At 58.6% G+C, this 25168-nt stretch carries 23 protein-coding genes and 1 other annotated feature; of the genes, 11 read left to right on the top strand and 12 right to left on the bottom strand.

Annotated elements, in window-relative coordinates:
* The first annotated feature begins 15 nt into the window (after window positions 1–15).
* The 4 genes from MTP39_RS10840 (at window position 16) to MTP39_RS10855 (ending at window position 3267) form a co-directional block, all read left to right on the top strand.
* A complete protein-coding gene (locus MTP39_RS10840) occupies window positions 16–591 on the top strand; it encodes a nitroreductase family protein (RefSeq protein WP_249240527.1) in 576 nt (191 codons plus the stop codon).
* A 208-nt stretch (window positions 592–799) separates the two neighbouring features.
* Window positions 800–1636, top strand: coding sequence for a basic amino acid ABC transporter substrate-binding protein (locus MTP39_RS10845; protein ID WP_249240528.1), 837 nt, complete (start codon window positions 800–802; stop codon window positions 1634–1636).
* A gap of 112 nt (window positions 1637–1748) precedes the next feature.
* On the top strand, window positions 1749–2513 hold the full coding sequence (locus MTP39_RS10850; protein WP_249240529.1) for an amino acid ABC transporter permease: 765 nt from the start codon (window positions 1749–1751) through the stop codon (window positions 2511–2513).
* Entirely contained in the window at window positions 2503–3267 is a 765-nt protein-coding gene (locus tag MTP39_RS10855) for an amino acid ABC transporter ATP-binding protein (protein WP_330221059.1), read from the top strand. The genes MTP39_RS10850 and MTP39_RS10855 overlap by 11 nt, the downstream gene beginning before the upstream one ends.
* Window positions 3268–3539: 272 nt before the next feature.
* Here the strand turns inward: MTP39_RS10855 and leuB are convergent, their stop codons facing one another.
* The 4 genes from leuB to MTP39_RS10875 are packed head-to-tail and all read right to left on the bottom strand — an operon-like array spanning window position 3540 to window position 8094.
* Entirely contained in the window at window positions 3540–4613 is a 1074-nt protein-coding gene (leuB, locus tag MTP39_RS10860; RefSeq protein ID WP_249240530.1) for a 3-isopropylmalate dehydrogenase, read from the bottom strand.
* 50 nt (window positions 4614–4663) lie between these two features.
* Window positions 4664–5146 (bottom strand): 3-isopropylmalate dehydratase small subunit, encoded by a 483-nt coding sequence (gene leuD / locus MTP39_RS10865; protein ID WP_055186144.1) that lies wholly within the window; start codon window positions 5144–5146, stop codon window positions 4664–4666.
* A gap of 18 nt (window positions 5147–5164) precedes the next feature.
* The gene (gene leuC / locus MTP39_RS10870; RefSeq protein WP_055186143.1) at window positions 5165–6424 is read right to left on the bottom strand and encodes a 3-isopropylmalate dehydratase large subunit; all 1260 of its coding nucleotides are present in this window, start codon (window positions 6422–6424) and stop codon (window positions 5165–5167) included.
* A gap of 17 nt (window positions 6425–6441) precedes the next feature.
* Window positions 6442–8094 carry a 2-isopropylmalate synthase gene (locus MTP39_RS10875; RefSeq protein ID WP_112090426.1) on the bottom strand — a complete coding sequence of 551 codons (1653 nt, stop codon included), beginning with the start codon at window positions 8092–8094 and terminating at the stop codon, window positions 6442–6444.
* 267 nt (window positions 8095–8361) lie between these two features.
* Window positions 8362–8628, bottom strand: a binding site (T-box leader).
* Window positions 8629–8949: 321 nt separating this feature from the next.
* Between MTP39_RS10875 and ftsH the strand changes: the two genes are divergently transcribed.
* Window positions 8950–10800, top strand: a complete 1851-nt coding sequence (gene ftsH, locus MTP39_RS10880; RefSeq protein WP_249240531.1) for an ATP-dependent zinc metalloprotease FtsH — start codon at window positions 8950–8952, stop codon at window positions 10798–10800.
* 176 nt (window positions 10801–10976) lie between these two features.
* Window positions 10977–11591 (top strand): transcriptional regulator, IclR family protein, encoded by a 615-nt coding sequence (locus tag MTP39_RS10885; protein WP_249240532.1) that lies wholly within the window; start codon window positions 10977–10979, stop codon window positions 11589–11591.
* 177 nt (window positions 11592–11768) lie between these two features.
* On the opposite strand, the gene MTP39_RS10890 is transcribed toward MTP39_RS10885, so the two are convergent.
* From MTP39_RS10890 to MTP39_RS10905, 5 genes are all read right to left on the bottom strand, one after another.
* Window positions 11769–13058, bottom strand: coding sequence for an O-acetylhomoserine aminocarboxypropyltransferase/cysteine synthase family protein (locus tag MTP39_RS10890; RefSeq protein ID WP_249240533.1), 1290 nt, complete (start codon window positions 13056–13058; stop codon window positions 11769–11771).
* A gap of 108 nt (window positions 13059–13166) precedes the next feature.
* Window positions 13167–13295 carry a hypothetical protein gene (locus MTP39_RS14040; RefSeq protein ID WP_256468819.1) on the bottom strand — a complete coding sequence of 43 codons (129 nt, stop codon included), beginning with the start codon at window positions 13293–13295 and terminating at the stop codon, window positions 13167–13169.
* Between the two features lie 303 nt (window positions 13296–13598).
* Window positions 13599–14855, bottom strand: a complete 1257-nt coding sequence (locus tag MTP39_RS10895; RefSeq protein ID WP_249240534.1) for an MFS transporter — start codon at window positions 14853–14855, stop codon at window positions 13599–13601.
* A 43-nt stretch (window positions 14856–14898) separates the two neighbouring features.
* Window positions 14899–15696 carry a zinc dependent phospholipase C family protein gene (locus tag MTP39_RS10900; protein WP_249240535.1) on the bottom strand — a complete coding sequence of 266 codons (798 nt, stop codon included), beginning with the start codon at window positions 15694–15696 and terminating at the stop codon, window positions 14899–14901.
* Window positions 15697–15932: 236 nt separating this feature from the next.
* Window positions 15933–16967, bottom strand: a complete 1035-nt coding sequence (locus MTP39_RS10905) for an NAD(P)H-dependent glycerol-3-phosphate dehydrogenase (RefSeq protein WP_097778862.1) — start codon at window positions 16965–16967, stop codon at window positions 15933–15935.
* 365 nt (window positions 16968–17332) lie between these two features.
* Here MTP39_RS10905 and MTP39_RS10910 point away from each other — a divergent pair, with 365 nt between their 5' ends.
* The 5 genes from MTP39_RS10910 (at window position 17333) to MTP39_RS10930 (ending at window position 21347) form a co-directional block, all read left to right on the top strand.
* Complete coding sequence (locus tag MTP39_RS10910) at window positions 17333–18016, top strand: amino acid ABC transporter permease (RefSeq protein ID WP_249240536.1); 684 nt, start codon at window positions 17333–17335, stop codon at window positions 18014–18016.
* A gap of 18 nt (window positions 18017–18034) precedes the next feature.
* The gene (locus MTP39_RS10915) at window positions 18035–18835 is read left to right on the top strand and encodes an amino acid ABC transporter ATP-binding protein (protein WP_330221060.1); all 801 of its coding nucleotides are present in this window, start codon (window positions 18035–18037) and stop codon (window positions 18833–18835) included.
* Between the two features lie 48 nt (window positions 18836–18883).
* On the top strand, window positions 18884–19711 hold the full coding sequence (locus MTP39_RS10920) for a transporter substrate-binding domain-containing protein (RefSeq protein WP_249240537.1): 828 nt from the start codon (window positions 18884–18886) through the stop codon (window positions 19709–19711).
* Window positions 19712–19910: 199 nt separating this feature from the next.
* Window positions 19911–20228, top strand: coding sequence for a PadR family transcriptional regulator (locus MTP39_RS10925; protein ID WP_249240538.1), 318 nt, complete (start codon window positions 19911–19913; stop codon window positions 20226–20228).
* Window positions 20229–20231: 3 nt separating this feature from the next.
* Window positions 20232–21347, top strand: a complete 1116-nt coding sequence (locus MTP39_RS10930) for an HAAS signaling domain-containing protein (protein WP_249240539.1) — start codon at window positions 20232–20234, stop codon at window positions 21345–21347.
* A 56-nt stretch (window positions 21348–21403) separates the two neighbouring features.
* Here the strand turns inward: MTP39_RS10930 and uvrC are convergent, their stop codons facing one another.
* The 3 genes from uvrC to trmD all read right to left on the bottom strand — a co-directional run bounded on the left by uvrC (window position 21404) and on the right by trmD (window position 25168).
* Complete coding sequence (gene uvrC / locus MTP39_RS10935; protein WP_249240540.1) at window positions 21404–23257, bottom strand: excinuclease ABC subunit UvrC; 1854 nt, start codon at window positions 23255–23257, stop codon at window positions 21404–21406.
* Window positions 23258–23375: 118 nt separating this feature from the next.
* Window positions 23376–23639 carry an HPr family phosphocarrier protein gene (locus tag MTP39_RS10940; RefSeq protein ID WP_005920365.1) on the bottom strand — a complete coding sequence of 88 codons (264 nt, stop codon included), beginning with the start codon at window positions 23637–23639 and terminating at the stop codon, window positions 23376–23378.
* Window positions 23640–23920: 281 nt separating this feature from the next.
* Window positions 23921–25168, bottom strand: coding sequence for a tRNA (guanosine(37)-N1)-methyltransferase TrmD (gene trmD, locus MTP39_RS10945; RefSeq protein WP_249240541.1), 1248 nt, complete (start codon window positions 25166–25168; stop codon window positions 23921–23923).

The following is a 25168-nucleotide window of genomic DNA, read 5'->3' on the forward strand; positions in this document are numbered from 1 at the left end:
AAAGGAGTGAGTACTATGAACGCAATGGAACTTCTGACTACCCGCCGCACCTATCGCCGGTTTGCGCAAAAGCCTGTGCCGCAGGACGTGGTGGACGATATCGTACAGGCCGTACGGCTGTCCTCCTGCGGGGCAAACCGGCAGGCGGTGCGGCTGGTGCTGGTGCAAAGCCCGGAGATGGTGGCCAAGGTGCAGCCGCTGGTCAAGTGGGCTGGCTACCTGCCGCCGGAGCAGGGCACGCCCAAGGCGGACGAGCTGCCCACCTTCTATGCAGCCGTGGTGCAGGATACCGCCATCTCCGGCGACCTTGCCACCGACACCGGCATTGCACTGGCCAACATGACCCTTGCCGCATGGGACAAGGGTGTGGGCAGCTGCATCATGGGCGCGATCGATAAGCCCGCCCTGACCGCGCTGCTGGGCATTGAGGAGCCGCAGAAGCTGGCCTTTATGGTGGCTTTCGGCTACCCCACCCACAAAGCCAGCATCGTACCCATGACCGAGCAGACCGGCGTAAAGTACTATCTGGACGAAAACCGCGACTACTGCGTGCCCAAGCGCAGCGCGGAGGAGATCGCAAGAAGCCTGTAAAAAACGGTTTATACCGCATATATTCACACATTTTCTCCGTTATTGCATAAATGTTTGCAAAATCGTTTCAATTTCACGGATTATTATGCACAAGTATTGACTTTTTGTTTTGTACAAACTATACTAAGTGCGTTCCCCGAAAGCGCGATGAATCGCATCCCATCGGGGCAAAGCAAACTATATTGCATAGATTGAGGAGTGTTTGAATATGAAAAAGATCTCTCGCCGCAGCTTCATGGCTGCCGCTGTCGTTTCCGTTGCTGCTCTGGCTATGACCGCCTGCGGCGGTTCCGCAAGCTCTGCTGCTTCTTCTGTGGCAAGCTCTGCCGCTTCCTCCGAGGCTGCTTCTTCCGCCGCTGCTGCTGAACTGACCACCGTGGAGGCTGGTAAGCTGACCATGGCTACCAACGCCACCTTCCCCCCGTACGAGATGACCACCGACTCCGGTGAGCTCGAGGGCATCGATGTGGACACCGCCAAGGCCATTGCTGAGAAGCTGGGTCTGGAGCTGCAGATCGATGACATGGACTTTGACGCCGCACTGCTCAGCGTGCAGCAGGGCAAGGCCGACATCGTGATGGCTGGCGTTACCGTGACCGACGAGCGCAAGGCTGTGATGGACTTCTCTGACAGCTACGCCACCGGCATCCAGTCCATCATTGTTCCGAACGATTCCGACATTGCTTCTCCCGATGATCTGGCCGGCAAGAAGATCGGTACCCAGCGCGGCACCACCGGCTACATCTACTGCTCCGATGACTTCGGCGAGGACTCTGTTGTGGCCTACGACAGCGGCCTGACCGCCGTGCAGGCACTGAACAACGGTCAGGTGGATGCAGTGGTCATCGACAACGCTCCCGCTACGGAGTACGTTGCCGCCAACCCCGGCCTGAAGGTGCTGGATACCAGCTACGCCGAGGAAGATTACGCCATCGGCATGGCAAAGGGTTCTGCACTGGAGGACGCTGTCAACAAGGCTCTGGAGGAGCTGAAGGCTGACGGCACTCTGCAGGCCATCGTGGACAAGTACATCAACGCAAACTAAGCTGCGTGCCCTGTACCATTTCCGTACCCAAGGAGGCGCCCCGCTCCGGGGCACCTCTTTTTTTAGAAAAAAGTGGTTACAATTTATTGACAAACAGAAAGTGAGGATGTGAATGGCTGCGCAATACGAACTGCTCAAAGAGCTGCTCAACAGCGGCACAAAGCTAAGCTTTGGACAGGATTTCTTTTTTAAATTTTATCAGGCCTTTCTGCTGAAGGACCGCTGGATGCAGTACATCAACGGTGTGGGCACCACCCTGCTGGTCACCGCACTGGCGCTGGCGCTGGGCGTAGTGCTGGGCAGCGTGGTGGCGCTGGTGCGCGTGACCCACGACCAGCAGCGCCCCGGCCACAAAAATGCGGTGCTGGGCTTTTTTAACGCGGTGTGTCAGGTGTACACCACCATCATCCGCGGCACGCCTATGATGGTGCAGCTGCTGATCATGAGCATGGTCATTTTTGCCAACAGCCGCAACTTTACTATGGTGGGTGCACTGACCTTGGGCATCAATTCCGGCGCGTATGTATCCGAGATCATCCGCGGTGGCCTGATGGCTGTGGACCCCGGCCAGATGGAAGCCGGGCGCAGCCTTGGCCTGAACTACATGACCACCATGGTGGTCATCATCATCCCGCAGGCCATCCGTGCGGTGCTGCCTGCACTGGGCAACGAGTTTATCATCCTGCTCAAGGATACCTCCCTGATCACCACCATCGGCGGCAAGGAGCTGCTGTATGCTGCACAGGGCATTATGAACCGTACCTACGAAGCCATGTTCCCCCTGCTGGGCGTTGCACTGATCTACCTGATCCTTGTTATGCTGTTTACATGGCTGCTGGGCAAGTTTGAGAGGAGGCTGGCACAAAGTGACCGATAAGATTTTGGAAGTACGCGGCCTGACCAAGACCTATGGCGGCGTAAAGAAGCGCGGCGCAAAAAAGGCCGACCCTACGCTGGACGTGCTGAAGGGCATCGACCTTGATATCTACCGCGGCGATGTGGTGTGCCTGATCGGCCCTTCCGGCTGCGGCAAGTCCACCTTTCTGCGCTGCCTGAACCGGCTGGAGACCCCTTCCTCCGGCTCTATCAAGTTTGAGGGCGTCGAGGTGGACGAAGCACACATTGACGCCGTGCGCCAGAAGATGGGCATGGTGTTCCAGCACTTCAACCTGTTCCCCCACCTGACCGTGAAAAAGAACCTTGAGCTGGCACCCAGCCTGCTGAAGCTGAAGGACAAGGAAGCCATCTCTGCCCGCGCAGACGAGCTGCTGGCTCGCGTGGGTCTGGCCGACAAGGCCAACGCCTACCCCAAGAGCCTCTCCGGCGGCCAGCAGCAGCGCATCGCCATTGCCCGCGCGCTGGCAATGGATCCGGACGTGATCCTGTTCGATGAGCCCACCAGCGCCCTTGACCCCGAGATGGTGGGCGAGGTACTGGAACTAATGAAGGAGCTGGCACACACCGGCATCACCATGCTGGTGGTCACCCACGAAATGGGCTTTGCCCGCGAGGTGTCCAACCGGGTCATCTTCATTGACGGTGGCAAAATTCAGGAGGATGAGCCGCCGCAGGAGCTGTTCACCAACCCCAAGCACCCCCGCCTGAAAGCCTTCCTCTCCAAGATGCTGTAAGCGGACTTATTTATAATGTGCTCCGCTTCGCTCTGCACATTCTCAGAAGAGTCAGTATTTTTATTAGGGATTCTGAAAAGCCTGCGGGCTTTTCAGAATCCCTTTTTTCATGAGAAGGTTCAGCACCGCCGCGTACCTTTACGACCCCTCCCGTGAAAATAGAATACCGGAGCGTCCGCAGACGCTCCGGTATTCCGAAATTATAAATAATTTTTCCTTGAACTATGCGCAGAGCAAAGCGGAGCGCATTTCAAATCGTCCCGCGCTACGGCTTAAATCTCTGCCAGAATGGCATCACCCATGGCGGTGCAGCCAAGGCAGGTGCAGCCATCGCTCATGTTATCGGCGGTGCGCAGACCCTTATCCAACACACGGCTCACAGCGTTCTCAATGGCATCGGCTTCCTCTGCCATGCCAAAAGAGTACCGCAGCATCATAGCGGCGGACAGGATACAGGCAGTGGGGTTTACGATGTCCTTGCCTGCAATGTCCGGGGCGGAGCCGTGGATGGGCTCATACAGGCCCCGGGTGCCGTCGCCAAGACTGGAGGACGGGATCATGCCGATGGAACCGGTGATCATGGAAGCCTCGTCCGACAGGATATCGCCGAACATATTCTCGGTGACAATCACGTCGAACTGCGCGGGGTTCTTCACGATCTGCATGGCGCAGTTGTCCACGAACATCTCGCTGTACTCCACATCCGGGTACTCGGCCTGCAGCCGGTGCATCACGGTGCGCCACAGGCGGCTGGTGTCCAGCACATTGGCCTTATCCACGCAGCACAGCTTTTTGCGGCGCTTGCGGGCGGTCTCGAAGCCGATGCGGCCAATGCGCTCGATCTCGTGCTCTGCATAGGGCATGGTGTCCACAGCCTGCTTTTCGCCGTTTTCCAGCGTGTGGGTCTCGTGATTGCCGAAGTACACGCCGCCGATCAGCTCCCGCACGATGATAAAGTCAATGCCCTGTGCCACGATCTCGGGCTTTAAGGGGCTGGCAGGTGCCAGCTGCGGCCAGATCTTAGCAGGACGGTTGTTGGCGTACAGCCCCATCCCGGCGCGCAGCCGCAGCAGACCCTTTTCCGGCCGCTGTTCTCCGGGCAGCCCCTCCCACTTGGGACCGCCTACCGCGCCCAGCAGCACGCTGTCGGCGGCAAGGCACTTGTCCAGCTCGTGCTGGGGCAGCGGGTCGCCGTATTTATCAATGGCTTCGCCGCCCATGGCGGCAGCGGTGTAGTGGAAGGTATGGCCGTACTTTTCGGCCACCTTATCCAGCACCCGGAGGGTCTGCTTTACGATCTCCGGGCTGGAGCAATCGCCCCAGATGACAGCAATATTTTTTTCCATGAGGTACTCCTTTTATGCTCCAAACACATTTTCACGGATGGGGATGGGGCTTATTTCTGAATGGCCTTCATCAGGCCGCCGGCGGAGATGATGTTCTGGATAAAGGGCGGGAAGGGCTCGGCGTGGAACACCTTGCCGTTGGTCTCGTCGGTGATGACGCCGGTGTCAAAGTCTACCCGAACGGTGTCCCCTGCCTCGATGGCGTCCACAGCCTCCGGGCACTCCATGATGGGCAGACCAATGTTGATGCTGTTGCGGTAGAAGATGCGGGCAAAGCTCTTGGCGATGACCACCGCGATACCGGCAGTCTTGATGCACAGGGGTGCGTGCTCGCGGGAGGAGCCGCAGCCAAAGTTCCAGCCGCCCACCATGATATCGCCGGGCTGCACCCGGTTCACAAAGTCCTTGTCGATATCCTCCATGCAGTGGCTGGCAAGTTCCTTGGCGTCCTGCGTGTTCAGGTGGCGTGCCGGGATGATAACGTCGGTATCCACGTTATCCGGGTATTTGAAAACAGAACCTCTTGCGTTCATGCTCATGCTCCTTTCGGGTCAGACCGTGCGCGGGTCGGTGATATAGCCGGTCAGGGCGCTGGCGGCGGCGGTGGCGGGAGAGGCCAGATAGACCTCGCTGTCCACATGACCCATGCGTCCCACAAAGTTGCGGTTGGTGGTGGAAACGCAGCGCTCGCCCGCTGCCAGAATGCCCATGTAGCCGCCCAGACAGGGGCCGCAGGTGGGGGTGGATACAATGCAGCCCGCATCGATAAAGGCGGTGGTCCAGCCACGCAGGATGCATTCCTTATAAACAGCCATGGTAGCGGGGATGATGATGCCGCGCACGCCCTTGGCGATGTGCTTGCCCTTGAGGATGTTGTAGGCGGCTTCCATGTCCTCTAAGCGGCCGTTGGTGCAGCTGCCGATGACCACCTGATCGATCTTGATGTCCTTGCCCTCGCTGGCAACATGGGTGTTCTCAGGCAGATGGGGGTAGCTGACGGTGGGTTCCAGTGCGCCGAGATCGATCTCGATGGTCTTTTCGTACACAGCATCGGGGTCGGCCTCGTAGAACACCGGCGGGCGCTGGCTGCGGCCTGCAAGATAAGCCTTGGTCACCTCATCCACCGGGAAGATGCCGTTCTTGGCACCGGCCTCAATCGCCATATTGCAGATGCACAGGCGGTCGTCCATGGTAAGCCCTGCCACGCCCGGGCCGGTGAACTCCATAGACTTATACAGTGCACCGTCCACACCGATCATGCCGATGATGTGTAGGATCAGGTCCTTGCCGGACACCCGGGGATTGAATTTGCCGGTAAGCACGAACTTGATGGCAGAGGGCACCTTGAACCATGCCATGCCGGTGGCCATGCCTGCGGCCATATCGGTAGAGCCTACGCCGGTGGAGAAGGCACCCAGCGCACCGTAGGTACATGTGTGGCTGTCCGCGCCGATCACGCAGTCACCGGCGGTGACGATGCCTTTTTCCGGCAGCAGCGCGTGCTCGATGCCCATCTGGCCTACATCGTAGAAGTTGAGGATATCGTACTTATTGGCAAACTCCCGGCACTGCTTGGACTGGGTAGCGCTCTTGATATCCTTGTTGGGTACAAAGTGGTCCAGCACGATAGCGATATGCTCTTTATCAAACACACGGTCGAAACCGGCGCGCTCAAACTCGTTGATGGCCACCGGGGTGGTGATATCGTTGCCCAGCACAATGTCCAACTTTGCGTTGATGAGCTGGCCTGCCTTGACCTCCGGCAGTCCGGCGTGTGCGGCAAGGATCTTCTGCGTCAGGGTCATTCCCATGGTAGTTTTCTCCTTTTTTATCGATTATTGATCGCGCTGACAAGGGCGCGGATACCGGCCACGATGATGTCGGTGTCGGTACCGGCACCCCATGTGACTGTGTTATCGCCCCAGACAAGCCCCACATAGGAGGCTGCGCGGGAGGTGGAGCCCTCGTCCAGACTGTGCTCCGAGTAGTTTTCCAGATGGAAGTCCATGCCGGTGGCGCTCTGGATGGCGTTGGCTACGGCATCCAGACGGCCATTGCCCACCGAGGTGACCACCTTGCGCTGGCCGTTCAGCTCCAGCGTGACCGTGGCGGTAATGCCGTTCACCTGTGCAAAGTGGGCTTCCACCACGTTCAGCGGCTTTGCACGGTTGAGGTAGGTATCCTCGAAGATGTGCAGCACCTCGGCGGCGCTCAACTCCTTGTGGCTGTGGTCGGACACGCTCTTGACCTTGTAGCCCAGCGCCTCCCGCATCTTGGGGGGCAGGTTGTAGCCGTAGTTCTGCTCCAGCACAAAGCCGATGCCGCCCTTGCCGCTCTGGCTGTTGATGCGGATGACGTCGGCGTCGTAGGTGCGGCCGATGTCGTGGGGGTCCACCGGGATGTAGGGGCAGGTCCAGCGGTGCTCGCCGGTCTGCTTGCGGTACGCCATGCCCTTGGCAATGGCGTCCTGATGGCTGCCGGAGAAGGCGGCAAACACCAGCTGTCCGGCGTAGGGGGTGCGCTCGTAGATGTGCATCCGGGTCACCCGCTCGTAGGTGGCGCAGATGGCAGGCATATCCGAGAAGTCCAGCTTGGGGTCTACGCCGTGGCTGTACATATTCATCGCCAGCGTTACGGCGTCCACATTGCCGGTACGCTCGCCGTTGCCGAACAAGCAGCACTCCACGCGCTGTGCGCCCGCCAGCACTGCCAACTCTGCGCAGGCTACGCCGGTGCCGCGGTCGTTGTGGGGGTGGGTGGAGATGATCACGCTGTCGCGGTACTTCAGGTGCTTGTCGCAATACTCGATCTGGTTGGCGTACACATGGGGCATGCTCATCTCCACGGTCACCGGCAGGTTGATGATCATGGGGCGCTCCGGGGTGGGCTGCATGATATCCAGCACGGCGTTGCACACCTCTACGGCGTAATCTACCTCGGTGCCGGTAAAGCTTTCGGGACTGTACTCAAACAGGAAGTTGCCCTCGTATTCCTCACTGAGCTGCTTGACCAGCTTTGCGCCGTCCACGGCGATCTGCTTGATCTCCTCCTTGGACTTGTGGAATACCTGCTCCCGCTGTGCCACGGAGGTGGAGTTGTAGAAGTGGATCACCGCCCGGGGTGCACCCTTGACTGCCTCGAAGGTGCGGCGGATGATGTGGTCGCGGCACTGGGTCAGCACCTGCACGGTAACGTCGGCGGGGATCATGTCCTTTTCGATCAGGGTGCGCAGGAACTCGTACTCGGTCTCGCTGGCGGCGGGGAAGCCCACCTCGATCTCCTTGAAGCCGATCTTCACCAGCATCTGGAAGAACTCCAGCTTTTCTGCAAGGCTCATGGGCACGATCAGTGCCTGATTGCCGTCCCGCAGATCCACGCTGCACCATGCGGGAGCCTTTTCAATATGGTCCTTTTTTACCCAGCTGTCATAACCGGCGGGTACCGGGTAGTACCCCGGTGCGTACTTGGTAGCGTCCATCATCCTGTTGTCCTCCTGATGTTGTGGTGCATAAAAATGCACCCCTTCCGTCTGCTCGTTTCACTCGCATCCACCTTCCCCAAGGGGACGGCTTTCCGGAATGCGGTAACGTTTGCGGTATTGCCCAAAGGCGTCCCCGAGAGGGCCGACTTCCCCCGCTCCGGGGGAAGATGTCACCGTAGGTGACAAAAGGGGGAATCTGGCATCGCGTAGCGATGCCTGAAGGGGTATCCGCATACAAAAAGGCTCCCGTCTTTCAAGGCGAAAACCTTGAGAGACGAGAGCCTGTAAATTGCTTTTACAGGGCACCCGTGGTACCACTCTCCTTGCTGCACGGTCAGGTACAGCCACTTTGCACGATCGGCCAAAACGGCGAATCGCTGCCCCTGTAACGGTGGGCGTCCGTCAGAACCTACTTGTCCGTTCAGTTCTGCCGCTCAGGGGCCAGTATCCGAAGTTCTCTGCACCCGCCTTGCACCACCCGGCGGCTCTCTGCACGCAGAAGAAAGATCGTTTTATCCCCGTCAACGCATTTGCGCTTTGTTGAAAGTGAGATAATTTTAGCACGCCTGCCAGAAAGTGTCAAGAAGTTTCGTTCAGGATAAAGATGAAAGCATTTCACAATACCATGGGGTAAATCATGCAAAATTGAGGTCGTTGCTCCCCTGCCCCCTCATCCGGCTAGCCCTTTGCGCACCTATAATATGGTAACTGAGCGGCTTTAGCCCTCTTTGTTAAGAAACTGCTAAGTTTTTGCAAAGTTGCCCTCGCTGCGCTGTTGCCGGGCGGCAAGGTGTGGTATACTGGACGCAGCAAACGGGTGGAAACCCACTTTATAATAGAAGGAGGAAAGTTCCCATGAAAGAAGTCAAGCCATCCAAAAAGCCGTTGGCTATCTACTATGCCATCGTGCTGCTGGTGCTGCTGGTCATCAACCTTGTGGTCATGCCGTGGCTGGCCGAGCGTCAGGTGCAGGAGGTAGACTACGGCACCTTTATGAGCATGACCGAGCAGGAGAACATCGGCAAGGTAGATATCCAGTCCAACCAGATCATTTTTACGGATAAGGACAACAAGCAGATCTACAAGACCGGCCTGATGAACGACCCCGGCCTGACCGAGCGTCTGTACGATGCGGGCGCGCAGTTCTCCAGTGAGATCGTGGAGCAGGGCTCGCCGGTGCTCAGCTTTTTGCTGTGGTTCGTGCTGCCCATCCTGCTGTTCAGCTTCATCGGCAACCAGATGAACAAAAAGCTGATGGAAAAAGCAGGCGGCGGCCCGGGTTCCATGATGTTCGGCGGCGCGGGCAAATCCAACGCAAAGGTGTATGTGCAGTCCACCCACGGCATCCGCTTTGCGGATGTGGCCGGTGAGGACGAGGCCAAGGAGAACCTGCAGGAGATCGTCAATTATCTGCATGACCCCAAAAAGTACGAGGAGATTGGTGCTTCCATGCCCAAGGGCATCCTGCTGGTGGGCCCTCCGGGCACCGGCAAGACCATGTTAGCCAAGGCCGTGGCAGGCGAATCCAACGTGCCCTTCTTCTCCATCTCCGGCTCGGAGTTCGTGGAGATGTTCGTGGGCATGGGTGCCTCCAAGGTGCGCGACCTGTTCAAGCAGGCCAAAGAAAAAGCACCCTGCATCGTATTCATTGATGAGATCGACGCCATTGGTCAAAAGCGCAACAGCGGTCAGTTTGGCGGCAACGATGAGCGCGAGCAGACCCTGAACCAGCTGCTTACCGAGATGGACGGCTTTGAGGGCAACACCGGCGTCATCATTCTGGCAGCCACCAACCGCCCGGATTCCCTTGACCCTGCCCTGACCCGTCCCGGCCGGTTCGACCGCCGTGTGCCCGTGGAGCTGCCCGATTTGAAGGGCCGCGAGGAGATCTTGAAGGTACACGCCAAAAAGGTGAAGATCGCCCCGGGTGTGGACTTCAACACCGTGGCACGCATGGCCTCCGGTGCCTCCGGCGCAGAGCTGGCCAACATTGTAAACGAAGCCGCCCTGCGTGCCGTGCGGGCGGGCCGCAAGAGCGTGACGCAGGCCGACCTTGAGGAGAGCATCGAGGTGGTCATTGCCGGCTACCAGAAGAAGAACTCCATCCTGACCGACCACGAAAAGTGCATCGTAGCCTACCATGAGATCGGCCATGCCCTTGTGGCAGCCAAGCAGTCCAACTCTGCTCCTGTGCAGAAGATCACCATCATCCCCCGCACCTCCGGTGCACTGGGCTACACCATGCAGGTGGACGAGGGCAACCACTACCTGATGAACAAGGCCGAGCTGGAAAATAAGATCGCCACCCTGACCGGCGGCCGCGCCGCCGAGGAGGTGGCCTTCAACTCCATCACCACCGGCGCGTCCAATGATATCGAGCAGGCCACCAAGCTTGCCCGCGCCATGCTGACCCGCTACGGAATGAGCGATGAATTTGACATGGTGGCGCTGGAAACCGTAAACAACCAGTATCTGGGCGGTGATACCTCGCTGGCCTGCAGTGCCCAGACCCAGTGCGAGATTGACCGGAAGGTGGTAGAGCTGGTCAAGACCCAGCACGAAAAGGCCATCCGCATCCTGACCGAGAACCGCGCAAAGCTGGACGAGCTGGCACAGTACCTGTACCAGAAGGAGACCATCACCGGCGAGGAGTTCATGGATATCCTCAACCGCGATGACACCGAAAACAAACCAGAAAATCCCTGAAAATAAAAATTTTTGAATTATTTGCAATAATCCGGCCGCCGTATCCGTTTACAAAGCAGATACGGCGGTTTTCCATTGTGGATGCGCCGCAGCTGAACCATGGTTTAAAAAACAATTATGATGCAAAAAAAACAAGGCAGTCCCTGCGGCTGCCGTTTTCAGGAGGTATTTTTCCTATGAAGCTGCTGAACAAAAAGTTTGTCCGTACCCTGAGCTGTGCTGCTGTGGCGGTGTGTGCCGCCGCCATGCTGAGCGTGGGCGCTTTTGCCGCCGAGGTGGATTCTACCTGCGTGGAGGGCTATCTGCCCCCGCAGGAGCAGATGGTGCAGGGCGACATTGCACTGCACAGCGGTGATGTTGCCGTGGGCGAAAAAGATCCCAGCTACGGCGGCTACGGTGCCCCGGAGGGCAACCCCATTCAGGGCAACATTATGCTGATCTCCGGCGACGAGCTGGCCGACACCGCAAAGGCCGAGGCGCGCTACACCGTCAAGGGTCTGCTGGGCAAACAGCTGCTGTACACCGCCCGCCAGAAGGACGGCGTGCTGACGCTGGACGTCCCCGCCGAGGTGGCCACCTTCCGCACCACCATCGAGGATATGCAGGCCCTGCAGGCAAGCGGCATAAAAACGCTGGTGCTGGTGACCGAGAAGAACACCACCACCCTGAACCTCTCGCTGCTGTGCGAGGGACAGAAGTCCGGCACCCGCGTCACCCTGCGGCACTTGGGCAGCAATGCTACCCTCTCTGTGGGTCTGCGCTGCCGCCGCGACCTGCTGATTGGCCGCTAATCGAAAAAACGGCAGTATAATTTGTGGTTCAGAAACGCCCACAAGCGTTTCTGAACCACTTTTTTAATGATGACAAGACCCCCGGCGGGCAGCCGGGGGTCTTGTCGCACACTTATGGAGACTAGGACAGGAATAAAAGGAAGATCACATTCCCTTTGCGGGAAAGAGAATCGCTGCTTACTTGCCGCGGACGGCTGCGAAGCCTGCTTCCAGATCGGCAAGGATATCATCAATATGCTCGGTGCCGATGGACAGGCGGATGGTGTTCTGATAGATCTGCTGCTCGGCCAGCTCGGCATCGGTCAGCTGGCTGTGGGTGGTGGAGGCCGGGTGGATGACAAGGCTCTTTACGTCCGCCACATTGGCCAGCAGAGAGAAGATCTTCAGGTTGTCGATGAAGGTAAAGGCCTCCTCGCGGCCGCCCTTGATGTTAAAGGTAAAGATGGACGCGCCGCCGTTGGGGAAATACTTCTGGTACAGGGCGTGATCCGGGTGATCCGGCAGCGAGGGATGGTTCACCTTTTCCACCTGCGGGTGGTTGGCAAGGAACTCCACCACCTTTTTGGTGTTCTCCACATGACGCTCAATGCGCAGGCTCAGGGTCTCGGTGCCCTGCAGCAGCAGGAATGCGTTGAAGGGAGAGATGGTAGCGCCGGTATCACGCAGCAGGATGGCGCGGATGTAGGTAACAAAGGCGGCAGGGCCTGCGGCATCCGCAAAGGAGACGCCGTGGTAGCTGGGGTTCGGGGCGGCAATGTTGGGGTAACGGCCGCTGGCCTTCCAGTCGAAGTTGCCGCTGTCCGCGATGATGCCGCCCAGCGTGGTGCCGTGGCCGCCGATGAACTTGGTGGCAGAGTGCACCACGATGTCTGCGCCGTGCTCGATGGGACGGATGAGGTACGGGGTGCCGAAGGTGTTGTCAATGACCAGCGGCAGACCATGCTTGTGGGCGATAGCGGCAATGGCGTCGATATCCGGGATGTCGCTGTTGGGGTTGCCCAGCGTCTCCAGATAGACAGCCTTGGTGTTGGGCTGGATGGCGGCCTCCACCTGTGCAAGGTCGTGGGCATCCACGAAGGTGGTGTTGACGCCGAACTGGGTCAGAGTGTGGGCCAGCAGGTTGTAGCTGCCGCCGTAGATGGTCTTTTGTGCCACGATGTGGTCGCCGGCCTGTGCCAGTGCCTGAATGGTGTAGGTGATGGCAGCTGCACCGGAAGCGGTAGCCAGTGCTGCCACGCCGCCCTCCAGCGCTGCGATGCGCTTTTCAAACACATCCTGCGTGGAGTTGGTCAGACGGCCGTAGATATTGCCTGCATCGGCCAGACCGAAGCGGTCTGCGGCGTGCTGGCTGTTGCGGAACACATAAGACGTGGTCTGGTAGATGGGTACTGCACGGGCATCGGTGGCGGGGTCGGCCTGCTCCTGACCGACATGAAGCTGCAGGGTCTCAAATTTATATTCAGACATTGTTATTTACCTCTCTTTATATACCAAAAGTATTATTGCTGTGTACAAAAAATCCCGATGCGTTTTCAAAGGCGCACCGGGCAGTGTGGTCCACCGGAGCTGCTGCTGTCACATTCGGGTGTACATTCGCACAGCCGAGGGCAACATACAATACACATCCGATGCCTGCGCCCGGTTGGTATGCATTCGCCCACAGCGATAATTTGCGTGCAGCAGTTCTTTCCAGATCAGCTTCATCTTTGTGCCCTCCTTCCGGTAAAACTTTTCCATCCCTCTATGTACCACCCGCCGGGGAACCTCTGTTTCATTTTCCTACAAGACTGGTGGATTGGATGTTTGCATTATATCCCGTTCTACCTAGTTTGTCAATAGGTTAATTCCACTTTTTTCAAGGATGTATTTTTTGCATGATAATTTCACCCGTGCCGCCCCCGCCCGACAGCATTTTGTACAGCGGCTCCTTCTGCAGACAAAGCAAACAAAACCGAAGCCCGGAGCGTCTGCGGACGCTCCGGGCTTCGGTTTTGTTCATAAAGTTGGTCAGACCTGCTTTGTCTCCTCTGTCCGGGTGGAGATGCCGAACAGCACAAAGCCGATGACGAACAGGATGGCAATGGAGCCCACACCCACGTTGGCGCTGCCGGTCAGCTGGCTGCCCACGCTGACGATCATGGTGCCAAGGAAGGAGGCTCCCTTGCCGCAGATGTCGAACAGGCCAAAGTATTCGCCGGATTTTTCCTGCGGGATGATCTTGGCAAAGTGGCTGCGGCTCAGTGCCTGCACACCGCCCTGGAACATACCAACCACCACGGCCAGCACCCAGAACTGCCACTGACTCTTCAGGAAGAAGGCAAAGACGGCAATGCCGGTATAGGCCGCGATGCACACCGGGATCAGGGTCTTGGATTCATATTTCTGGCTCAGGCGGCCGAAGATCAGCGCCGAGGGGAAAGCCACGATCTGGGTGACCAGCAGCGCCAGCAGCAGACCGGTGGTGTCCAGTCCCAGTGCCGTGCCGTAGGCGGTAGCCATATCAATGATGGTATACACGCCGTCGATGTAGCAGAAGAAGGCCAGCAAAAACCAGAACACCTGTTTGTCCTGCGGCAGATGCTTCAAGGTCTGCCCGATGCGCACAAAGCTCTGGCGGATGGCGTGCTGCTCCACCTCCACATAGTTGATCTGGCGGTATTTTTTCAGCAGCGGCAGGGTGACCACCAGCCACCATACGGCGGTAATGACCAGCGCGATGGACAGCGCGGTCATCTGACTAAGCCCCACCGCACTGCTGCCCAGCACCAGCGCCAGACAGACCACAAAGGGCACGCAGCTGCCGATATAGCCCCATGCGTACCCGCGGGAGGACACCATGTCCATCCGCTCCGGGGTGGTCACATCGCCCAGCATGGAGTCGTAGAACACCAGACTGCCGGAGTAGCCGATCTTGGCAATGATAAAAATGACCAGAAAGGCCAGCCATGTGCCCGCCAGACCCATAGCGCAGCAGCCAATGACGCCCACAAAGAGGCAGAGCATGAAGATGGGCTTTTTAAAGCCCTTGGTATCGGCCAGCGTGCCCAGAATGGGGCCCAGAATGGCGGTGACCACCGTAACAATAGAGCTTGCATAGCCCCAGTAGGCCAGATAGTCTACCTTGCTCACGCCGCCGGCCTCGGCCAGCGCATTGAAGAAGATGGGCACCAGCGTGGCGATCATCAGCACAAAGGCCGAGTTGCCCACATCGTATAAGATCCATGCCCGCTCCAGCGGTGTCACCTTGAATTTTTCAGTTTTCATCGTATTTTCCCTTTTCCCCTTGCACCGCCGGACGGCGGAGTTTTTAAAATTCCCCAAAGGTGTGGTCGTAGGCGGCATCCAGTGGCTCGTCCGTGTCCAGCTTTGCCACATACTCTAAGATCAGCCGCTCTGCCAGCGGCAAAGCCTTGGCGTACAGCGCATCCAGCTTGCGGTTGCTCTCGGTGCACTGCGGGTTCGGCTGCGGGTTTGCCACAAGGCCGTGCATCCCATCGTACTTGCCCAGCACCTTCATGCCGGTCAGCACCACCCAGCGCTTGACCGGGTTTGAGGCCTGCAGCACCTTATGCACCAGGATCATCCCCTTCAGGGCTTCCAGCGCGGTCTGCTCCGAAATATCCCTGTAAAACGGCGCAATGACCCGGGCGTTTGCCGCGCTGGGGTGGATATGGCTGGCGGTAAAGAAGGTCAGCGGGTCATAGCCGTCCCGGCGCAGCAGCATATTGTCGAACTCGGTCTCGATCTCGCAGTGGGTCACACCGCTCTCCCGGGTAAACTGCTCCACAAAGGGGTGGCAGGTGCTGTCCAGCGCAAAATGGCACACAAAGCCCAGCGCGTAGGCCAGCGCAGCCTCGCGGTCGGCTTCCTCGTGCACCACCCGCCGTGCCCGGTCAAAGAACGTTCTGCCCTGCTCGTCGTGCATGGCATTGCCCAGCGCGGCGACCGGGGTGGACTTTTCCGCATGGTAATAGAACAGCAGATCCGGCCCGTGCAGGCCGATATCGTACAGTTCCCGGTGCGCCTCCAGCTTTTCCCGCAGCGATGCGGGCAGATGGTCCAGCACATTTGCGCCAAAGCGGCGGTGTGCGTAGGTAGAGGGCATCTCTCATTCCTCCTTCTTGCAGTGCCAGTGCCCGCCGCCCTGTTCCGGCTGCACTGGCCAAAAATTCTATCGTTTTCAGTATAGCAGAAAGTTTGCCGACCTTCTACCCTTTTGTGTCTGTTTTCTGTAAAAAGTTTTAATAATTTTGCTGCACTTCCCGCCGCTCCCCCCAAACAGAAAAGGGTACTCCTGAAATGCCATGGCATTTCAGGAGTACCCTTTCTACTTATTCAGGTTCACACGCTCTCATAGCCCTGCGGCATCTCGCTCTTGCGGTCGCGGGACATCAGGTTGCGCAGCGCGTCGCTGGCGCTCATGCCCTCCTTGACGATGGCGTTCACCGTCTGGGCGATGGGCATTTCCACATGGTACTTCTCGGCCAGCTCCATAGCGGCGGGCAGGGCGTTGATGCCCTCCACTACCATGCCGACCTCCTTCACAGCCTGCTCCGGGCTTTCGCCCTTGCCGATCAGGATACCAGCGCGGTTGTTGCGGCTGTGCATACTGGTGGCGGTAACGATCAAATCGCCGATACCGGCCAGACCCGCAAAGGTCTGGACATTGCAGCCCATCGCCACGCCCAGCCGGGCGATCTCGGCAATGCCGCGGGTGATCAGGGCGGCGCGGGCGTTATCGCCGTAGCCAAGGCCGGTGGAGATGCCAACGCCCAGCGCAATGACATTCTTCATAGCACCGCTCAGCTCCACGCCCTTGATATCAGTGTTGGTGTACACGCGCATACAGGTGTTGCTGAACACCTCCTGCACCACCTCGGCAGCCTCCAGATCCGGGCTGGCGGAAACGATGGTGGTAGGCAGATCCAGTGCCACCTCCTCGGCGTGGGTGGGGCCGCTGAGCGCCACCAGACGCACCGCGCGGGGGCCGTTCTCGTGGCTCAGCTCGTCGGCAAGGATCTCGGTCATGGTATATAAGGTATCAGGCTCAATGCCCTTTGCCACGTCCACGATGATCTGGCCGGAGCGGATATAGGGCCGCGCCTTGGCCGCCGTGGCGCGCACGAACACCGACGGCACTGCAAACAGCAGCACATCCTTGCCGGTGCACACTTCCTCTATGCTTTTGGTAAAACGCAGCTCCTGCGGGATGACCATCCCCGGCAGATTGGGGTGTACCCGGGTGGTGGAAAGGTTGTCCACCTCGGCCTCAATGGCCGACCACACCTGCACATCGTTGCCGCTGACGGTCAGCATCCGTGCCAGAGCCATGCCCCAGGTACCTGCACCCAGAACACCAATACTAAACTTTTTCACGTTCGTATCCTCCGTGTCTGCACCGGACAGAGGGAAAGCCCCCTGCCGGTGGATTTGCGCCGCGCCGGGCCGTTGCCCCGCGCCTGCGCACTACTATGACCATTGTACACGAAAGCGTCCACAGCGTCAAGCTTCTGCCGCATTGCACAAATATTTAACAAGTTTATGCAATTTTTCGGGCACATCACACGTTTTGTGCAAACCGTTTGCGCTGCGGGGCATTTCATGCTATTATAGTATTCTGGTAGGTTTTGTAGGGATTGGTGACTCAGTCTCTTGACTTAAACCCTACTTTAAGGTATATACTGCTTTAGCCGGCAAGAGCCTTGCCGGAGCGCGTATTTTTAAGCTTTGAGGAAAAACCGATGTTTGAAGCACTTTTATCCAACCGCACGGTCAGTGTACTGGTGGAAGCGCTGCCCCGTATCCTGACGGCAGGCCTGACCATGACCATTCCGCTGACCCTTCTCTCCTTCTTTTTTGCCATAATCATCGCGGTGGCGGTGGCGCTGGTGCAGTACGCCAACGTGCCGGTGCTGCGGCAGATCGCCCGGTTCTACATCTGGGTCATCCGGGGCACGCCGCTGCTGGTGCAGCTGTTCATCATCTTTTACGGCCTGCCCAGCGTGGGCATCATGCTGAACGCCTTTCCGGCGGCAGTCATCGCCTTTGCCTTCAACGAGGGTGCCTACTGCGCCGAAACCATGCGTGGTGCGCTGGAAAGCGTGCCGCAGGGGCAGCTGGAGGCCGGGTACTGCGTGGGCATGAGCTGGTGGCAGATCATGCGCCGCATCGTGCTGCCGCAGGCACTGCGCACCGCCGTGCCTGCACTGTCCAACTCCCTCATCGGCATGATCAAGGACACCTCGCTGGCGTCCAATATCACGGTGGCAGAGCTGTTCATGGCCGGGCAGCGGGTAGCCGCCCGCACCTACATCTTTCTGCCCATCTACTGTGAGGTGGCTGTGGTGTATCTGCTGTTCTGTACCGTCATCACCAAGCTGCAGGCGCTGCTGGAACGTCAGCTCAACGCCCGCGGCTTCCAGTAAAAAGGGAGGTGCGCATCTATGGCTATGCTTGAGATCCGCAATGTGCAAAAAACCTTCCGCACCTATGCAAAACCCGGCTTTTTCCACCGCCCCGGTGCGCGGAAGGTCACCAGCGAACTGCCCGTGCTGCGCGGGGTAGACCTGACCGTAGAAAAAGGCGATGTGGTGGCCATTCTGGGGCCGTCCGGCTCCGGCAAGACCACCCTGTTGCGCTGCCTGAACTTTCTGGAAACTGCCGATGCCGGGCAGCTGGTGTTTGACGGCGAAAGTTTCGACCTTGCCCATGCCAGCCGCGCCGACATTGCCCGGCTGCGCAAAAAGACGGCCTTTGTGTTTCAGAATTACAACCTGTTCCGCAACAAGACTGCCCTGCAGAATGTGACCGAAGGGCTCATCGTAGCGCGTAAGCTGCCCAAGGAGCAGGCAGATGAGATCGGCATGAAGATGCTTGCCAAGGTAGGCCTTGCCGACCGTGCCGACTACTACCCCCGCCAGCTTTCCGGCGGACAGCAGCAGCGGGTGGCCATCGCCCGCGCCCTTGCCGCCGACCCGGAGATCATCTATTTTGACGAGCCCACCAGCGCCCTTGACCCGGAGCTGACCGGCGAAGTGCTCAGCGTAATGCGGCAGCTGGCCGAAGAGGGCATGACCATGCTGGTGGTCACCCACGAGATGGGCTTTGCCCGCAACGTGTCCTCCAAGACCGTGTTCATGGAAAACGGCGTGGTAGTGGAGCAGGCACCCTCTCAGCAGTTCTTTGCATCCCCCAAGGAGGAGCGCACCCGGGCTTTCCTGCGTAGGATCGCCCATACGGAATAAAACCATTTCTCTTTTTGCATTTTTCACGACAGAAAGGAATTTTTACTTATGAAACGCAGAACCTTTATTTCTCTGATGGGCGTTATGGCCGCCGCCGGGGTGCTCAGTCTGACCGGCTGCTCTTCCAAGGACACCGCCGCCAGCACCGCCAGCTCCGCACCGCTGAACAAGCTGGACAGCATCCAGAAGAGCGGCAAGCTGGTGGTAGCGCTGGAGGGTGCATGGCAGCCGTGGAGCTACCATGATTCCTCCGACACGCTGGTGGGCTATGACGTGGAGGTATCCCGCGCCATTGCAGAAAAGCTGGGCGTAGAGCCGGAGTATGTGGAGAGCGACTGGGACAGCCTGTTTGCCGGTCTGGATGCCGGCCGCTACGACATGGTGTGCAACGGCGTGGAAGTGACCGAGGAGCGCGCCAAGACCTACGCTTTCACCACTCCCTACGGCTACATCCACACTGCGCTGGCGGTGCGCAAGGACAATACTGACATTACCAGCTTTGAGGACCTGAAGGGCAAGACCACCGCCAACAGTCTGGCTTCCACCTACATGGAGCTTGCCGAGAGCTACGGCGCTACCGTGCAGGGCATCGACACGCTGGAAGAGACCATCCAGCTGCTGACCGCCGGCCGCATTGACGCCACCCTGAACGCAGATGTTTCCTTCTACGACTACCTGAACGTCCACCCGGACGCAGACTTCAAGCTGGTGGCACAGACCGCTGAAGCCTCCCATGTGGCCATCCCGGTGCTCAAGAGCGAGGACACCGCCTATCTGGACGCGCTGAACACCGCCATTGAGGAGCTGCGCGCCGACGGCACCTTAAAGACCCTGAGCGAAAAGTACTTCGGACAGGACATCTCTTCTGAAAACTAAGAAGTTCGACCCTCTCAGTCTGCTCCCCCGAAAGGGGGAGCTTTTTTGTTATCTGCCAGTCCGTGCGGTAAAGCTCCCCCTTCGGGGGAGCTGGCGAGCGCAGCGAGACTGAGAGGGTAAATTCCCTATTGACTTGTGCAATATTATATGCTATATAATATTATAGAAACAGACCACGCCGAAAGGAGGCTGTTCCCACATGAGTTTTCCCATCAGTGCCGCGCTGCTGGACGCCATTGTGCTGTCCGTGGTGGCGCAGGAGCCGGAAGGTACCTACGGCTACAAGATCACCCAACAGATCACCCACACGCTGGAACTGAGCGAATCCACCCTGTACCCGGTGCTGCGCCGGCTGCAGAAAGACCAGCTGCTCACGGTCTACGATGCACCCTTTAACGGCCGCAACCGCCGCTATTATCAGATCACCTCCGCCGGGCGGGCGCAGCTTGCCGCCTACGCGCAGGAGTGGAGCCGTTACCGTTCTTCCATTGACACATTTTTCAGAGAGGTGGAATGATTTATGACCCGTACTGCATTTCTTGCTGCGCTGGAGCAGCTTCTGGCCCCCTTGCCGGAGGCCGAGCGCAAGGACGCTTTGAGCTATTACGAGGATTATCTGGATACCGCCGGGCCAGAGAACGAAGCCCGCGCCATTGCAGAGCTTGGCAGCCCCGAGGAGGTCGCCCGCAAAATTCTGGACGAGCAGCCCCCGGCAGACAGCTCTGCCGCCCCGGCATCCCCTGCCCGCAAGGCGCATTCCCGCTGGCGTATGGTGCTGGGCGGCGGGCTGGCTGTTCTGGCGGTGCTGGTGCTGTTTTGCTTTTTCTTCCAGCATACCAAAGCCACCCCGGTGCAGCCGGTCGAGTCCATCTCTCCTGCCTCGGAAATTCCTGCTTCCTCTGCGGAAACAGCTGCCGAGAGTGCCTCCACGCAGCCCGCAGTTCCTGTTTCCACTCCAGACGGCTTGACTTTCTCCCTCTCTGCTGAGATGGTCAGCGATAAACTATCGCTGAAGTTGGACTATGGTACCATTCTCTTTGTTGTTGACCCAAACGTTTCTGATATCACGCTACAGTTTGATGGCTTTAGAACCCGGTACCTCACCCATTCCAACAAAAAAGACGGAACCGCAGAGTTTTCCTACCATATCCCGAAATACTACGCTCCCCCTGATGTTGACGGTGCTGTGCTCACCATTACAGCTCCGGAAAATATCCTGCATGAGGTAGACATTGATCTTGCCATGGGCGACGTTGACCTTGGCACGCTCTCTGTGGAAGAACTGGATCTGGAACTTGCCATGGGGAGCGTCTCTGCCGACAGCCTGACTGTGAAGGATGCGGATTTCAATCTTGCCATGGGCGGCTGTCGCATTGACCATCTGACCGCACCGGAATTCGATGCCGAAATTGCCGTGGGCGACTGCACGATCGGTATGCTGTCCGGTGCTCGGGATGTCAACATCTCGGTCATCACCGGCGATACCGACTTGACTTTGGAGGGCAGCGCCTCGGACTATACCCTCGTCACCAATGAGCTTAAGGGCACCTCGATCCATAATGGCAAAGCAAATACCTCTCGTAAAATTTCCCTCGATTCTGTCACCGGCGATTTCTCCATCTCCTATACCAATTGACCCCTGAACGCAGAACACCCCCGGCATCCGAACGAAAACAGATGCCGGGGGTGTTTTTATGCTTTCCCGTGAAAATACTCGTAGATGGTCTGCGCCAGCTGTTTGCCCACACCGGGAGTGTTTTCCAGCTGGTCGGGGGTAGCATCCTTCACTGCGCCCACGCTCTTGAACTGCGCCAGCAGGGCTTTGGCGGTTTTAGGGCCTACGCCCGGCACCTCGGTCAGGGTGGAGGAGTAGCTTTTCTGCTTCATCTGCTGCTTGCGGTAGGCGTTGGCAAAGCGATGAGTCTCGTCCTGAATGGCGGTGATGAAGGTAAAGGTGCCGCGGTTCATGTTGATGGCAATTTCCCGCCCGTCGCTGTCCACGATGGCGCGGGTGCGGTGGTGGTCATCCTTTACCATGCCGTACAGCGGCACATCTGCCAGTGCCGTACCGGCCAGCGCTTCCTTTGCGGCGCTCACCTGTCCCCTGCCGCCGTCCATCAGCAAAAGATCTGGCTTCTGCCCGAACCAGTTGCCGCTGGACTGGCCGTTTTCGGCCTGTGCAGCGTATTTTTCGTACTCTGCCGCCCGGCGGGAGACGGTCTCTGCCAGCGAAGCGTAGTCGTCCGTGCCCGCCACGGTCTTCATTTTGAACTTGCGGTAGCCTGCCTTGAAGGGCTTGCCGTCCTTGAAGGTGACCATGCCGCAGACACTGCTGCCATCGCCCCAGTTGGAGATATCGTAGCTTTCGATGGCGCGGGGCGGCTTTGAAAGCCCCAGCACTTGCGCCAGCTCGTCCAGCAGCTTTTCCTCCCGGGCGTAGCGTCCGCTCTCCCGCGCCAGACGCTCCACCGCGTTGGTGTGCGCCATCTCCACCAGATGCGCTTTATCGCCCCGCTGGGGCACATACAGCTGTACCTCGCTGCCCCGCTTCTGGTTCAGCGCCTGCTGCAAGGCGTCCATGTCCGGCGGCAGCGCGTCCACCGCGATGATCTTGGGAATTTGTTCATCGTCCAGATAGTACCGGGGCAGAAATTCCTCCCGCACCGCGTCGATATCCGAGGTATCGTGGAACAGAAACTCCCGCTTATCGGTCAGCCGTCCCTCCCGGAAGCGCAGCACCGCCGCACACACGCTGTCCGGTGTACCGGCAAGCGCCACCACGTCCATCTCCACGTCCGGGTCTACCACCACCTTTTGCCCTGCCGTCAGCTTGGTGATGGCGTTGATCTGATCCCGCAGAAGGGCGGCGGTCTCAAATTCCAGCCGGTCGGAAGCTTCCTGCATCCGCTCGTTGAGGGTTTTCAGGATATCCTTTTTGCCGTAGCGGATAAGGTGTACCGCGTTTTTGACCGCCTGATTGTAGGTCTCGCAGCTGATCTTTCCGCTGCACACCGCCATACACTTGCCGATATGGGCGTTCAAGCAGGGGCGCCCTTTGCCGATCTCCTGCGGGAAGCGTTTGGAGCAGCGCGGCAGCAAAAAAGCGTCCATAGCCGTTTCTGCCATCTGCCGCGCGGCAAAGCTGGAGGTGTAGGGGCCGATATACTCTGCCCCGTCCTCCTCCTTTTGCAGGGTGAAGGAAAGGCGCGGCCAGTCCTCCCGGGTGACGCGGATATAGCTGTAACCCTTGTCATCCTTGAGCAGAATGTTGTACTTGGGCGTATGCGCCTTGATCTGGCTGGCTTCCAGCACCAGCGCCTCGAACTCGCTCTGGCAGACGATGACGTCAAAGGCGTAGGCATGGGCGATCATCTGGCTGACCTTGTTGTCGTGGGGCACGCCCTCGCGGAAATACTGGCTTACCCGGATGCGCAGGCGCTTGGCCTTGCCGATATAAATGATGGTGTCGCTTTTGTCCCGGATGATATACACCCCGGGCAGCAGCGGCAGCATACAGGCTTTTTGGTAGAGTTCGGCCTTAGTCATGCAGCACCTTCCTCAGTGTTTATGGAGGACTCCCTACAGCGGAATCCCTCGCGGTAAAAATGCGTACTAAAAAAGCGGCAGGGAGCCCCCGCCGCTTTCTGTTGCTTGTGATACAGACTTACTCTGCAAAGCCGGACTCCACCAGCTTGATCAGGCCGTCCACGGCAGCCTGCTCATCAGCGCCGTCAGCGATGATGCGGATGGTGGTGCCGCCAACGATACCCAGAGACAGAACGCCCAGCAGGCTCTTTGCGTTCACGCGGCGTTCTTCCTTTTCGACCCAGATGGAAGACTTGAACTCGTTTGCCTTCTGGATAAAGAAGGTAGCCGGACGAGCGTGCAGACCAACCTGATTTTCAACGGTAACTTCTTTTACGTACATAGTAAAGCGCTCCTATCTAATATCGTTTTGGTGTACAAAAGCATAGTGTGCCTGTTGTGTTACACTCATTTTAGCGCAAGTCGAAACGGTTGTACAGTCCCCTTTTGCATTTTTGGCGCTTTTCCCAATGAAACAGGGAGCATTTTTCAGGTTTTGTACAAAGACAATAAAATTATACCCCGAAGGTTAGAGGGGTAATACAAAAGTTTTCAACAACTTTTAGACTGCCGGGGAGTTTTCCTCTGAATTTTGTGTATTTTTACCGATATTTCCGGCGCGGCTCACTCCTGCGCAGGGCCTGCGTAGCGCATCTGCACCAGTGCGCATTTACGCGTCACGGTAGGGTATTGCTGCGGGTCAAATTCCAGACTGGTGCTGCCGTCCAGCTGCCAGCCCATGCGGGTATACAGCGCAATGGCGCGGGTGTTGGTGTTCAGCACACTCAGTACCGGGTGTGCGTGCTCCGGCAGCTTTTTGCGGGCAAAATCCAGCAGCTTTGCGCCAATGCCGTTGCCCCGGGCTTTTTCCGTGACGAACAGGTGCTCGATATGCCCCGCCTTATGGCTGACGCACACCATGCCGTCCGGCACATCCTTGGTGGTGTGCAGGTAGCACACCCAGCCCGCCGCCTTTTCCTGCTGCAATTGCAGCAAAAACTGCGGCTCGGTCAGAGCGCGGCAGTATTCCGGCGTCCAGTTGTCGGCGCAGACAGCCTGCCGTCCCTCGGCAAACAGCTTTGCGGCGGCGGCAAACTGCTCGGCGGTCTTTACCAGCCGGACATTCTCGCCCCGCTTCCACTTGGGCACTTCGGCAATGGGGTGGCTCGTGCACCACTGCTCGTACAGCTCCGGGCGGCGCAGACGGGTGCGAGTGCGGCTCTGCTCGCCGCGCCACGCGTCGATTTTAGCGTGGTCGCCGCCCAGCAGCACCTCGGGCACGGCACGGCCCTCCCACACCTCGGGGCGGGTGTACTGGGGGTATTCCAGCAGGCCGTCCCAGTAGCTTTCCTCCTCGTAGCCCTTCTGCTCGGCCAATACGCCGGGCTTCAGGCGCAGCACGCTGTCTGCCACCACAAGGCTGGCCAGCTCGCCGCCGGTCAGGATATAATCACCAATGGAGATTTCCTCGTCCGCAAAAGCTTCGATGACACGCTCGTCAATGCCCTCGTAGTGGCCGCAGACCAGCGTCAGGTTGTCGTACTGTGCCAAGCGCTTGGCGTGCTCCTCGGTGTAGCGCTGTCCGCCCGCCGTCAGGAACACGATGTGCGGGGCGGGGCGTCCCTGTTCGGCCACCTCGCGCTGCACCGCCCGCAGGCAGTCCGCGATGGGCTGGGCGTACAGCACCATGCCGCAGCCGCCGCCGTAAGGGTAATCGTCGGTCTGCTTCTGCTTGTTCAGGGTGTAGTCCCGGATCTGGTGGCAGTGGGTCTCAATATAGCCCCGCTTTGCCGCTCGGCCGATGATGCTGGCGTCCAGCACCTGCTGGCACATCTCCGGGAACAGAGTCACGATATCCACACGCATTCCCAT

This window comes from Faecalibacterium sp. I3-3-33 (genome assembly GCF_023347295.1).
In the GTDB taxonomy this organism is placed as follows: domain Bacteria; phylum Bacillota; class Clostridia; order Oscillospirales; family Ruminococcaceae; genus Faecalibacterium.